General features: G+C 38.4%; 12 protein-coding genes. All 12 read right to left on the bottom strand.

Going from position 1 to position 13,965, the window contains the following annotated elements; translation table 11 throughout:
- Positions 1–85 precede the first annotated feature (85 nt).
- Complete coding sequence (gene codY / locus AC1Q6O_RS03655; protein WP_025113928.1) at positions 86–865, bottom strand: GTP-sensing pleiotropic transcriptional regulator CodY; 780 nt, start codon at positions 863–865, stop codon at positions 86–88.
- A gap of 87 nt (positions 866–952) precedes the next feature.
- Positions 953–2,353 (bottom strand): ATP-dependent protease ATPase subunit HslU, encoded by a 1,401-nt coding sequence (gene hslU, locus AC1Q6O_RS03650; RefSeq protein WP_008181269.1) that lies wholly within the window; start codon positions 2,351–2,353, stop codon positions 953–955.
- On the bottom strand, positions 2,353–2,898 hold the full coding sequence (gene hslV / locus AC1Q6O_RS03645; RefSeq protein WP_008181271.1) for an ATP-dependent protease subunit HslV: 546 nt from the start codon (positions 2,896–2,898) through the stop codon (positions 2,353–2,355). Before hslV ends, hslU begins: the two co-directional genes overlap by 1 nt.
- Positions 2,899–2,919: 21 nt before the next feature.
- Positions 2,920–3,819, bottom strand: coding sequence for a tyrosine recombinase XerC (gene xerC / locus AC1Q6O_RS03640; RefSeq protein ID WP_008181273.1), 900 nt, complete (start codon positions 3,817–3,819; stop codon positions 2,920–2,922).
- Positions 3,820–4,104: 285 nt separating this feature from the next.
- Entirely contained in the window at positions 4,105–5,418 is a 1,314-nt protein-coding gene (gene trmFO, locus AC1Q6O_RS03635; RefSeq protein WP_008181275.1) for an FADH(2)-oxidizing methylenetetrahydrofolate--tRNA-(uracil(54)-C(5))-methyltransferase TrmFO, read from the bottom strand.
- A gap of 18 nt (positions 5,419–5,436) precedes the next feature.
- A complete protein-coding gene (gene topA, locus AC1Q6O_RS03630; RefSeq protein ID WP_008181277.1) occupies positions 5,437–7,515 on the bottom strand; it encodes a type I DNA topoisomerase in 2,079 nt (692 codons plus the stop codon).
- 91 nt (positions 7,516–7,606) lie between these two features.
- A complete protein-coding gene (gene dprA / locus AC1Q6O_RS03625) occupies positions 7,607–8,503 on the bottom strand; it encodes a DNA-processing protein DprA (protein ID WP_492400917.1) in 897 nt (298 codons plus the stop codon).
- A gap of 169 nt (positions 8,504–8,672) precedes the next feature.
- Positions 8,673–9,575, bottom strand: coding sequence for a succinate--CoA ligase subunit alpha (sucD, locus tag AC1Q6O_RS03620; RefSeq protein ID WP_008181281.1), 903 nt, complete (start codon positions 9,573–9,575; stop codon positions 8,673–8,675).
- A gap of 17 nt (positions 9,576–9,592) precedes the next feature.
- The gene (sucC, locus tag AC1Q6O_RS03615; RefSeq protein WP_008181283.1) at positions 9,593–10,753 is read right to left on the bottom strand and encodes an ADP-forming succinate--CoA ligase subunit beta; all 1,161 of its coding nucleotides are present in this window, start codon (positions 10,751–10,753) and stop codon (positions 9,593–9,595) included.
- Between the two features lie 162 nt (positions 10,754–10,915).
- A complete protein-coding gene (locus AC1Q6O_RS03610) occupies positions 10,916–11,218 on the bottom strand; it encodes an EscU/YscU/HrcU family type III secretion system export apparatus switch protein (RefSeq protein ID WP_008181284.1) in 303 nt (100 codons plus the stop codon).
- Entirely contained in the window at positions 11,215–13,104 is a 1,890-nt protein-coding gene (locus AC1Q6O_RS03605; protein ID WP_492400916.1) for a TP0910 N-terminal domain-containing protein, read from the bottom strand. Before AC1Q6O_RS03605 ends, AC1Q6O_RS03610 begins: the two co-directional genes overlap by 4 nt.
- A 49-nt stretch (positions 13,105–13,153) precedes the next feature.
- The gene (gene rnhB, locus AC1Q6O_RS03600; RefSeq protein ID WP_008181288.1) at positions 13,154–13,915 is read right to left on the bottom strand and encodes a ribonuclease HII; all 762 of its coding nucleotides are present in this window, start codon (positions 13,913–13,915) and stop codon (positions 13,154–13,156) included.
- Positions 13,916–13,965: the final 50 nt, after the last annotated feature.

Here is a 13,965-nt window from a genome sequence, read left to right as displayed (position 1 = left end):
ATTACATCGCTAAATATCTAGTGAAATGCATACAAAAAGGCGCCTAGTTTTACCTAGACGCCTTCATTATCTTCTTCAAGAAGAATTATTTCATTTTAATTTCAGCTAATGCATTTAAGAACTTATCATTTAACACTTTAATATAAGTTCCTTTCATACCTAGAGAGCGAGACTCAATAACACCCGCTGACTCCAGTTTACGTAATGCATTGACGATCACTGAGCGTGTAATTCCCACTCGGTCTGCAATTTTAGAGGCAACCAGTAAACCTTCGTTACCATCAAGCTCTTCAAAGATATGCTCAATAGCTTCTAATTCACTGTAAGAAAGTGAGTTTATGGCCATTTGCACAACCGCTTTGCTACGAGCTTCCTCTTCGATTTCTTCAGACTTTTCACGTAAAATCTCCATGCCAACTACTGTTGCGCCATACTCTGCAAGAATTAAATCATCATCTTCAAATTGAGAAGATAAACGTGCAAGGATTAATGTTCCTAAACGTTCACCACCACCAACGATTGGTACAATTGTTGTTAATGCGTTTTGGAAAAGATCTTTGTTTTCCACAGGGAAAGCAGTATGTTCGTTATGGATATCTAAATTAGAAGATGTTTCTGAGATTGTAAATAAGCTATGTGTGTATTCTTCAGGGAATTGTCTCTCTTCAAACATTTTTTTCATACGCTCATTTTCAATTTGTTGGTGAATTGAAATACCTAATAATTTACCTTTACGGCTTAAAATATAGACATTACTATCAATAATATCTCCTAGTGTATCAGCCATTTCCTTAAAGTTTACAGGCTTACCAGCAGAAGCTTGTAGCATTGAGTTAATTTTACGTGTTTTTCCTAATAAATTCATTATATGTTCCTCCTATAAATAATCCGAAGAGTATTCACTTAATATTCTAAAGTTTTTTACTACTGAATGATACTGATCAGCTTTATCTTACAATATAAACTGTGACAAATCTTTGTTTTTTACAATACCTGCGAGTTTTTGATCTACATAAGCTGCGTTGATCGGTATACTCGCTGGTGCAATTTCAGCTGCTTCAAACGACAGCTCTTCTAGTAAACGTTCTAAAATCGTGTGCAAACGGCGAGCTCCGATATTATCTGTTTCCTGATTAACCTCTGTGGCTATTTCCGCAATACGTTCAATGGCATCAGATGTGAAATTGATTTCCACACCTTCCGTTTCTAGCAATGCCTTATACTGCAAAATGAGCGATTGATCTGGTTCTTGTAAAATACGGACAAAATCTTGTTTTGTTAATTTTTCAAGCTCTACACGAATTGGGAAACGACCTTGCAATTCCGGAATCAAATCTGAAGGCTTCGACATATGGAACGCTCCTGCAGCTATAAATAGCATGTAATCCGTTTTCACAGCACCATACTTCGTAGTTACAGTTGAACCTTCTACTATTGGTAATATGTCTCGTTGTACACCCTCACGAGATACATTGGCAGAAGAATTTCCTTCTTTACTAGCTATTTTATCGATTTCATCAATAAAAATAATACCAGTTTGCTCCGCTCTAACAATTGACTCCTGTGCCACTTCATCTGCATCTATCAACTTATTTGCTTCTTCTATTGTTAAAATACGACGTGCATCCTTTACCTGCACACGGCGTTTTTTCTGTTTTTTAGGCATTAAGCTAGATAGCATATCTTGCATACCATTATTGGCGGACATATCCATTCCCGTGCCTTGTAATGCATCAAAAATGGATGGAGTTTGTTCTGTTACCTCAACCGTAATCCATTCATTTTCCAATTTACCATTTCGTAAATCAATAGCAATTTGTGCACGTTTAGAGCGTACTTCTGTTTCCTCAGACGACGTATCGTCCGTTGAAGTTTGTTCTTTCCCACCAAATAACATTTCGAATGGATTTTGCATGCTCTGTTTCTTACGCAATGACGGGACTAAAAGTTTCACAATCGCTTCATTTGCTAATTGCTCTGCTTGTTCCTTAACAGATTCCATCATTTCTTCTTTTACAAGACGGTGAGAAGCTTCTACTAAGTCACGGACCATTGATTCAACATCACGACCTACATAACCTACTTCAGTAAATTTTGTCGCTTCCACTTTTACAAAAGGTGCATTTGTAAGCTTCGCAATTCTTCTGGCAATTTCCGTTTTTCCGACACCAGTTGGCCCAATCATTAAGATATTTTTAGGAATAACTTCTGCCTTCATATCTTCATTTAGCAATGAACGACGATAGCGGTTTCGCAACGCAATGGCTACAGCTCGCTTAGCTTCATTTTGCCCAACAATATAACGATCTAAATGCTCAGTAATTTGTCTTGGCGTTAAATTTTTTTGCGTCATTAGCTCAGCGCCTCCACGATAATATTATGATTCGTAAATACACAGATTTCAGCAGCTGTTTCTAATGCTGCTTCAGCAATTTCACGAGCAGTCATCGTTTCACCTGCATATTTTTTTAATGCTCTACCCGCTGATAAAGCATAATTCCCACCAGAACCAATGGCTAAAATTCCATCATCAGGTTCAATGACTTCACCAGTACCAGAAACAAGTAGCAAAGTTGTTTTATCCATGACTAATAGCATCGCTTCTAATTGGCGCAGCATTTTATCTCCGCGCCATTGCTTGGCAACCTCTACTGCAGCACGTTGTAAATTACCGTTATATTCATTCAATTTGCCTTCGAACATCTCAAATAGTGTAAATGCATCTGCAACAGAGCCTGCAAAGCCTGCCAGAACCTGCCCATTAAACAGACGTCTGACCTTCTTCGCTGTACCTTTCATCACAACTGCATTTCCTAAAGTTACTTGACCATCACCAGCCATGGCACAGCCTCCGTTATGATGAACTGCAAATATCGTAGTCGCATGAATTTGTCCCATCTGCTTTCCTCCTTAACTCTATTATGCCCTTGGATGAGCATTCATATATGTTTGACGTAGGTGCTCTTTTGTTACATGTGTGTAAACCTGTGTAGAAGATAAATGCGAATGGCCTAATAACTCCTGCACCGTTCGCAAATCCGCGCCATTGTTTAATAAATGTGTTGCAAAAGTATGGCGAAGCATGTGTGGGTAAATTTTCGTATGGAGTGAGGCCTTGTCAATCATTTCGTTTAAAACATGACGTACCCCTCGTGGAGTAAGTTCCCCACCTCGCATATTGACAAACAATTGCTGATGATTAGTCTTTTTCATCAATCTAGGACGAGCCTGCTCTATGTAGTCCAGCATTGCTAAACTCGCAAATTGACCGAATGGGATAATTCGTTCTTTCCGACCTTTTCCCATAACTCGTATGATGGAATAATGAAAATCTACATCCTTAACTTGAATGGAAGTCAGCTCACTTACACGAATACCTGTCGCATATAACAGCTCTAATATAGCCATATTTCTCAATGATTTCAAATCATCCCCGGTATTCGCATCAAATAACTGCATCAATTCTTCTTCATAGAAGAAATTTGGTAAACGAGATTCTTTTTTTGGATGATAAAGAGAACGAAATGCCCCATCATCAAATCCATACTGTCTATTTAGAAAGCGGAAGAAGGAGCGTATTGAGGATATTTTTCTAGAAATAGAAGCCCTTGCTCTTTTTTCGTCGTACAACTTTGTTACATAAAGACGTGCATGTATATATTCAACACTCGCTAAATCATGAATTCCTTCCCCTTGTAAGAAGGCCAAAAAATCCAGCAGGTCTGATTCATATTCTCGCACTGTATGAACAGAGAAGTTCTTTTCAACTTGGATATAAAGCATGAACTGTTCGAGTGCATCTTGGGACGAAACTAACATAGAAAGATTCACCACCAATAATTTATTAATAATTTTCTCAAATGACTGACACTTGTAATATAACGGATAAATAATTCTTTGTCATCTCTTACAAGTTTGTATCGTAAACCATCATTAATAAACATACATATTGACACTATACCTATCTTTGTAAGATAGCAAGTGTAATTAGTTATATTTTGAGAAAATCTCCATACAAAATAATAAAACATGTCTAAGCAAGCATTTTATCTACAAAAAGAAAAAGCCTCTAAGAGTATAACAACTTTTAGAGGCTTTTGGCAATTAAATTGTTTGTGAATTCACAAAATTGTGAATTGTGCTTATTGCGCGTGTTGCATGCATTTCAGCGCGCTCTGGTTTTGAACGGCGACCAGGTGGTAATTCAGGGAAAATACCAAAGTTAACGTTCATTGGCTGGAAGTTTTTCGATTGCGCTTCTGTTATATAACGCGCCATACTTCCTAACGCCGTTTCGAATGGGAAAATGATTGGCTCATGTCCCAATGCTAAACGAGCTGCATTTATTCCAGCTATTAATCCACTTCCAGCTGATTCAACATACCCTTCAACACCTGTCATTTGACCGGCAAAGAAAATATTCTTTTGTTCACGAAGTTGGTATGTTTTTTCTAACACTTTTGGTGAATTAATAAAGGTATTTCGGTGCATAACACCATAACGTACAATTTCCACGTTCTCTAATCCTGGAATTAGCTGCAATACTTCTTTTTGAGGACCCCATTTTAGATGTGTTTGGAAGCCAACAATATTATAAAGAGTACCAGCAGCGTCATCCTGGCGAAGTTGTACTACGGCATATGGACGTTTCCCTGTTTTCGGATCTTCTAGTCCGACTGGCTTCATTGGGCCAAATAGCATTGTTTTCTCTCCACGAGCTGCCATAACTTCGATTGGCATGCAGCCCTCAAAGTAGATTTCTTTCTCGAATTCTTTTAAAGGCACTACTTCTGCTTCGATTAATGCTTGACGGAAACGATCAAACTCCTCTTTCGTCATTGGGCAGTTTAAATAAGCTGCTTCTCCCTTATCATAACGAGATTTTAAATAAACCTTATCCATATCTATACTATCTTTTTCAATAATTGGTGCAGCAGCATCATAAAAGTATAAATAATCCAGACCTGTTAAACCTTGAATTTTTTCAGCCAAAGCTTTCGAAGTTAAAGGACCTGTAGCAATAACTGTTATACCTTCAGGAATTTCTGTCACTTCTCCGTGAATAACCTCCACCAATGGATGATTTTTCACTGCCTCTGTCACATAACCTGCAAACTCATGACGGTCTACTGCTAATGCTCCTCCAGCTGGTACAGAACATTGGTCTGCTGCCTTTAAAATGACAGAATCAAAAATACGCATTTCTTCCTTAATAACACCTACAGCATTTGTTAAGCCATTTGCACGTAGCGAGTTAGAACAAACAAGCTCTGCAAATTTATCTGTATGGTGTGCAGGCGTTTGCTTTACGGGACGCATTTCATACAGTCTTACTTTCACACCGCGTTTTGCTATTTGCCAAGCTGCTTCACTACCTGCCAGGCCCGCTCCTATTACATTTACTACTTGTTCAGTCATGATTTTACCATCTTCCTATCATTGTGTTGGTGCTTCTTCATAGTCACATTTTGTACATTGAATTTGGACACCTTTTTTAATCTTTTTCTCTACTAATAATGCACTACATTTCGGACATGGTCTACTAATTGGTTTGTCCCAAGACACAAATTCACATTCCGGATATTGATTACAACCGTAGAATAGACGCTTCGTTTTACTTTTACGCTCCACAATTTCGCCTGTTTCACACGATGGACATTTTACACCAATAGGTTTCATAATAGCTTTTGTATTTCTGCAATCCGGGAAATTCGAGCAAGCCATAAATTTACCATATCGCCCTAGCTTATAGACCATTGGTGATCCACAAAGCTCACAATCTTCTCCAGCTGGCTCATCTTTTATTACTACTTTCTCCATTGCCTCGTCTGCATGTTTAACATGGACTTCAAAGTCTTTATAAAACTCTTCCACAATATTCTTCCATTGACGACTACCTTCTTCAATATCATCTAAATCTTGTTCCATTTGTGCAGTGAATTCGATATTGATGATATCAGGGAAAAATTCTAGTACGAGTTGGTGTACGATTTCGCCTAGCTCTGTTGGCATAAAGCGTTTTGCATCTAACACAACATAGCCACGGCGCTGAATTGTATCGAGGGTCGGTGCATATGTGGATGGGCGACCTATACCTAATTCTTCCATCGTTTTAACAAGTCGCGCCTCTGAATAGCGTGGTGGTGGCTGTGTAAAATGCTGCTTAGGTTCAATTTCAAGCGATTTTACTTGATCACCAATTTCCATCTCAGGTAAAAGCTTTGTCGTTTCCTCTGTTTGATCGTCGGTACCTTCGATATAAAGCTTCATAAAACCTGCAAATTTAACTTGTGAGCCGTTCGCACGGAATAAAACATCACCATTTTGAAGATCTACCGCCACAGTATCAAGTATAGCCGGAGCCATTTGACTTGCAATAAAGCGCTCCCAAATCAAGCGATATAAACGTAACTGATCACGACTAAGGACTGCCTTTAATTCCTCTGGTGATCTCATCGTACTTGTTGGACGAATTGCCTCATGGGCGTCCTGCGCATTTGAAGCCTTTTTCGTCTGCTTTATTTCTGTTGCAATATACTCTTTTCCATACTTTGACTCGATGAAAGAAACCGCTTCTGTTTTTGCCGTTTCAGAAATACGTGTGGAATCGGTACGCATATAAGTGATTAAACCGACTGTTCCCTCTTTTTTACCAATATCAATACCTTCATATAATTGCTGTGCAAGCATCATCGTCTTCTTTGCTCGGAAATTTAATTTTCGCGCTGCTTCTTGTTGTAACGAAGAAGTTGTAAAGGCTGGTGCAGCATTTCGTTTACGCTCTTTTTTAGAAACATTAACAACATTAAAGTTTGTCCCTTTAACACCTTTTAAAACGGTCTTTACTTGTTCCTCATTTGTTAGCTTAATTTTTTCTTTGCCATTTCCATAGTAAAGTGCATCAAACGATTTTTTTCCTTTTTCAAAAGTACCTTCAATCGTCCAATATTCTTCTGGTTGGAAGTTTTTAATTTCATTTTCTCGATCAATAATCATGCGCAGCGCTACTGATTGTACACGGCCTGCTGATAAACCCTTCTTCACCTTTTTCCAAAGAATTGGGCTAATGTTATAGCCAACAAGTCTATCTAATATACGTCTTGTTTGCTGTGCATCTACTAAATCCATGTTAATAGGACGTGGGTTTTTAAAAGACTCAATAATCGCATCTTTCGTAATTTCGTTAAATACAACTCGACAATCCGAGTTAATATCGATATTTAATGCAGTCGCAAGGTGCCAAGCAATCGCTTCTCCCTCGCGGTCTGGATCGGCCGCTAGATAGACTTTCTTCACTTTTTTAGCCGCAGATTTTAATTCCTGTAAAACAGGTCCTTTACCACGAATCGTAATGTATTTAGGTTCAAAGTTATTTTCCGCACTCACACCCATTTGGCTACGTGGAAGATCTCGTACATGTCCAACTGATGCTTTCACCTTATATTTTTTGCCTAAATAACGTTCAATTGTTTTTGCTTTTGCTGGTGATTCTACAATCACTAAATAATCCGCCATCTATGTCTCCCCCTTAGCGAGGTCTTTTACTAAATTTTTAAGTTACCTGTTGCAAAATGTATAACAGATTTTAAGATAATGCAACTTTTTTTCAATTTTTGTTAGAAAACAGGTCCAGTGTTTCAACGATTTGATGACCATTTATTACTGGAATTGCTCCATCCACAAGTAATTGATTGGTCCCCTTGGACTGTGTTGCATCAATAGGTCCCGGTACTACAAATACATCCTTCCCTTGCTCTAATGCAAGTTCTGTTGTAATAAGCGTACCACTTTTTAACGCTGCTTCTGTCACAACTAACGCTTGAGCTAAACCACTAATGATTCGATTACGCATTGGGAAATGCCATTTTTCGGGTTTCATATATGGAGGATACTCAGTTATTAATAACTGTTGATTAGCCATTTCCTTCGCCAATATTTGGTTTTCTTTTGGATAGAGATAATTAAAACCATGCCCAAGCACAGCCATTGTGTGCCCACCCATATCGATTGTTGCCCTATGTGCCATTGTATCAGCGCCTCTAGCTAGCCCGCTTACGACCGTATACCCCCATTGAACTAGTGATGGGACAATTAGGTCTAATGCTCTTTTCGAATACGCTGTAGCCTTCCTAGAGCCTATAATAGCTATCTGTTTCTTGTTTGTTAACAGGGAATACTGACCTTTCACATACAATACAGTAGGAGGACTGGATATTTCAAATAATTGCGCCGGGAAATAAGGATGATAAAAAGGTATGGGGAAAATATTGGCCCGTGCATAGGCCTCTTCAAATGGGATTGTCATAATTTGTCGAAAGTTTCGAGAAATTTGCAATGCTTTATGTGACGATATTTGTAAAAAATTTGCGATTTCATCATAATGAGCTTCTTCAAAAGTGTTTAAAACGTTCACTGGGGACAATAATCGTTGAAGTTTTTGAAGAGGTAAAGGATATACATAATGCAAAGCTAGTAATCTCTGTGTATCAACTGCAAGGATCATTCTATAAACCTCCTTTATAATAGAAGAAAGTAAATGACCGCATGATGATTTGAACACAACTTCGTGATGTAATTTTCAATACAGTAAATAGGAAATTGTTTAATGAAGGGAGATAAACAGTGTATAAATAAGGAAAAAGATGTAGCAACTATGTGCTACATCTTCCATTTTAATGGGTTTTACACTTTTCGTATAGCCCTTTTTCTTTAATTACTTTAATCAGTGTTTCACCAATAACAGATGGTGTTTCTGCTACTTCAATGCCTGCCGCATTCATAGCTTTAATTTTCTCTGCAGCTGTTCCTTTACCACCAGAAATGATAGCACCTGCGTGCCCCATACGTTTGCCTGGAGGTGCAGTTTGTCCACCAATAAAGCCAACGACAGGTTTCGTCATATTCGCTTGAATCCATGCAGCTGCTTCTTCCTCAGCTGTACCACCGATTTCACCAATCATAACTACTGCATACGTTTCTGGGTCATTATTAAACGCTTCAAGAACATCGATGAAGTTAGTACCATTTACAGGGTCTCCACCGATCCCAACAGCTGTTGTTTGACCAATGCCAGCTTGTGTTAATTGATGTACTGCTTCATAAGTTAATGTACCAGAACGAGATACAACTCCTACATGGCCTTTTGTATGGATATAACCAGGCATAATACCGATTTTACATTCATCAGCTGTAATAACACCTGGACAGTTTGGACCTACTAGGCGAGTCTTTTTGCCTTCCATGTAACGTTTAACCTTCACCATATCAAGAACAGGAATATGTTCAGTAATACAGATTGTTAATTCTAATTCAGCATCAACAGCTTCTAAAATAGCATCTGCTGCAAATGGAGCAGGAACGTAGATAACTGAAGTTGTCGCGCCTGTTGCAGCTACAGCTTCTGCCACTGTATTGAAAACAGGAACTCCTTCGATTTCAAGTCCACCTTTACCTGGTGTTACACCTGCTACGATTTTAGTACCATACTCAAGCATTTGCTTCGTATGGAAAAGAGCTGTTTCGCCCGTAATCCCTTGTACAATTACCTTCGTATCTTTGTTAATAAATACAGCCATTGTTCTCCCTGCCTTCCTTAGCCTACTAGTCCCACAATTTTTTGTGCACCGTCAGCCATTGAATCAGCTGCAACGATGTTTAAACCAGATGCATTTAAAATTTCTTTTCCAAGTTCTACATTTGTACCTTCTAAACGTACAACTAGTGGCACAGCTAAACCGATTTCTTTAGCAGCTGTCACAACGCCTTCAGCGATAATGTTACATTTCATAATTCCGCCAAAAATGTTTACAAAAATGCCTTTTACATGTGGATCAGAAAGGATAATTTTGAAAGCTTCTGTTACTTTTTCAGCTGTTGCACCGCCCCCTACATCAAGGAAGTTGGCCGGGCTACCGCCGTAGTAGCTAATTGTGTCCATAGTCGCCATAGCAAGACCAGCACCATTAACCATACAGCCAATGTTACCATCTAAAGAAATATAGCTTAAATCATATTTTGACGCTTCAATTTCTTTTGGATCTTCTTCATCGAAATCGCGTAATTCGACAATATCTTTATGTCGGTATAATGCATTCGCATCAAAATTGAACTTAGCATCTAGTGCCACTACATCGCCTTGTCCAGTTACTACAAGTGGATTAATTTCAACAATTGATGCATCTTTGTCGATAAATGCTTGATATAAACCTAACATTAATTTAACAGCTTTCCCTACAAGGTTTGCTGGAATATTCATATTAAACGCCATACGACGTGCTTGGAAACTTGTTAATCCAACAACTGGATCAACTACTTCTTTGAAGATTTTTTCCGGATTTGTTTCCGCTACTTCTTCAATATCCATACCGCCTTCTTCAGATCCCATCATTGTTACGCGGGAAGTTGCACGGTCTAAAACTAAACTTAAATAGTATTCTTTTTGGATATCAGAACCTTCTTCAATGTACAAGCGTTTTACTTCTTTTCCCTCAGGACCTGTTTGATGAGTCACTAAAATTTTCCCTAATAATTCTTTTGCGTACGTACGTACCTCGTCAAGGTTTTTAGCGATTTTTACACCACCGGCTTTACCGCGTCCACCTGCATGAATTTGCGCCTTGACTACAGTTACATTAGAGCCAAGTTCCTTCGCTACTTTCACTGCTTCATCAGGGGAAAAAGCAACTTTTCCGTTTGGTACAGCTACACCATATTTTCTCAGAATCTCTTTCCCTTGATATTCATGGATATTCATAATACATCCTCCCATCAAACATTTGCATAAAATTGTTTTACTAACATAGTCTATTCTAACGAAACATTCTGATAAAGTCTACACTTTGTCTTTTGTTCGAATTTTCTCTATTATTATGACGCATTCTTCTAATTTGTGTACTAAAACAGCTTGTAAAAATAATCAGAATACTTCATTTTTTCTATATTTTCGCGCATGCTCTTGATCTAAACGATATATAAAAGCAAATACCTCTGCCACAGCCTGATATAATTCCTCAGGAATGGACTCATTTAAATCTAATTGACCAAGCAGATGTACAAGGTTAGGATCCTCATAAATCGGCACATTATGCTCATTTGCTCTTGCCAAAATGTTCTCGGCAATTTTCCCTTTTCCCTTTGCTACAACAGTCGGACTATCGAATTGACCGAGTTTATAAGTTAGCGCAATTGCCTCTTTACGGGTAAATTTTTCTTCGCTCATACGCGGATATCCACCCCACTCTGTTCCTCTTGCTGTTCTACTACAGGACTATTTTTGACCGCCTGGCCCTTTTCAAATTGTTTCATAAAAACGCCTGATAGTTGATAATTTTTTTCTGCCAACCCTACTTTTAATGCTGCCTTTAGTGGTTCTGCAATCGATTGAATCTCCAAATGTTCATTAAAGACCGTTACTGTAACTACTCGATTTTGAACCTGCATATCAATGACCGTTTCTTGCATGGATGCCATTTGTAAATAAAATAATACCCTCGCATAGTTGGCATCAATTTTACCATCATCTTTCATGCGACCATTCCATTGCAATGTAGCATCCATTCTCTTACCGAAAAATTCTAGCGGAACTTGCATAATCAGTTGATGTTGGTGTCCATTTTCGCCTGATGATAGCTGCATCCCATTCATTCGTGTCATTAACATTTCTGCCGCTTCCTTCAATTGCGGTGTCATATTAGTTTCCTGCAATAATGTATGAAGCTGCGGTTTTAATTGATGTGCAATCATTTGTAAATCCGCTGATTTGTTTCCGAGTGTCGCCTCATAGCTAATCCCTAAATTTTTTAACACTGTTTTCATCGCATGCTCCATTGCCTTACTATCCATCGAATTTTGTACAAGAGCGTCTGCTTGTGTCACTATTTGTTGAATGAGGGGCTGTGAAGAAGCGATGCTATTTTTTACAAGATTACGCATAAAGGCTTCATTTTGTAAGGGAGAAGCTACCTCTTGCTTCAATAAAGACAGTAGATGATCTTTTACTGACAGTCCTTTTATGTCCTGTGTAAATAAATGATTGGACGTATTTTGAGAAAAGGCTTTTAATAATTGATCCTGCATTTGTTTAGCAAAAATATCTACTGTTTGCTTTGTGACAGGTAACTGATTAAAACGATCAATTAGCTGATTAATCTGTTGCTTTTGATCATTTGTTAAAAATTGTTGATTTGTTGTCCAAGATTTAAGTTGCTCGATCAGCTGAGCGGCATTTTCAGGCTTCGTTGTTAGGATAGTCTGAACGACTTGACCCGCTTGCTGCATTTGCTGAGAAGCTTTTCCCTCGTTCATACTTGACCAATTTTGCAATGTTGCCTGATTCGGAATTATCCCCGACTCCTTTAAGATCGACAAGGCTTGCATTTTTTCACTAGTTGTAGCAGCATTATTTGTTAAACTTTCTAGAACTTTTGCAAGAACCACGCTACCTGTTTCTACTTCAAATGGCTTTGTAATTGCTTGTACTTGCTGCATTAAATTTTGTTTAAGCTGTTCAGGCAAGGCTGTATCTTTTGCTAGAAGCTGTGCAAAGTTTTCCATAATAGCCGCCATACCAGAAGTCTTTTGTCCACTCATTAGCGCTTGAAACACTTCATTAGTCATTGGCATTTTAAGCTCTATCATTTTTTGAATCGTTTGCAAAGCATCCATTTTAGATATACCCTCTGGTAATGCCTTTAACCACATTTCAGCTTGTAAAAGTTGATCTTTTGAAATTGGTAGCTCTGCCTTCATAAAATGTCCTAATAATTGCTGCATCTCTGCTGACTTAGGTAAATTCATAGACTCTAATAGCTGATTAATTTGTTGGCTTGGTGAAGTGGTTGGCGTCATCGGTCCTGACACCACTTTCAATTCTGCTTGTGGATCTGTTCCTGTTACCTGAAAAAAATGGGCATCTCCAGCTTTTAATGGAACTTCAAGTTTAGCGATAAATTTTTGATTTCCTACTTGTATCTCCGCCATTTGATCTGGGTATAATTTCTTAATCGTTCCATGAAATACTTGTCCCTGTTTTAAGGCCAGTGGCTGATTATTTGCAGTTATTGGGTTTTGTTGCATCTGGATCGGATTAAATGATGTGGCTGTCATATATATACTCCTTTCATCAATTACTCCTTCGGTAATTGGTGTTAACGTATTATTCAAACATGGATTTAACCGGCTCAAACGATTTACGATGGTGAATCGTTGGTCCGTATTCTTCTAGTGCTTTTAAATGCTGCTTTGTACCGTAGCCAGCATGTTGTGCAAAACCATACATAGGAAAATCTTTATCTAATTGTTCCATATAATCATCTCGGGCTGTTTTAGCTAGAATGGAGGCTGCTGCTATTGCTAAGCTTTTGGCATCTCCTTTAATGATGGAATCCTGAGGGATAGCCATAGGTAATGTCATGGCATCTACTAAAACATAATCTGGTTTTCTCGATAACGATTCCACACTTGCCTTCATAGATTGTTTGGTCGCCTCATAAATATTAAGCTCGTCTATTTGTTGAGCCGGTTGGAAGTGAATAAAATAACTAATTGCATGTTCTTTAATTAAAGCGGCAAAGGCATTTCGTTTATCCTTCGATAATTGCTTAGAATCATTCAAACCAACTAGAGCCTCACTATTTGTTGGCAAAATTACAGCCGCTGTAACGACTGGCCCAGCAAGAGGACCACGCCCCGCTTCATCGACACCTGCAATTAAAGCATCTATTCCCCCATAACTTAAATCAAATGCCACTTTTGCTTGATGTTCCTGAAGTAATTGGCGCCTTTTTTCTTGTTTCTTTTGCCAAGAAACCCAAGCCTTTTGTACACCTACTCGTTCATCTTCTGCAATACCTGACATCCACTCTTGCCATTCTTCCGCATCTTTTAATGCTACTGTAATTTCTTTAATACTTCTCATTTCTTACTCCTTCTTGCCTCTACTTATTAAACCTATATATCCATTTCAGT

The organism is Lysinibacillus sp. GW823-FHT06C08, assembly GCF_058795135.1.
The sequence above is the reverse complement of the archived record's forward strand: the minus strand, read 5'-3'. Positions and strand labels throughout refer to the sequence as shown.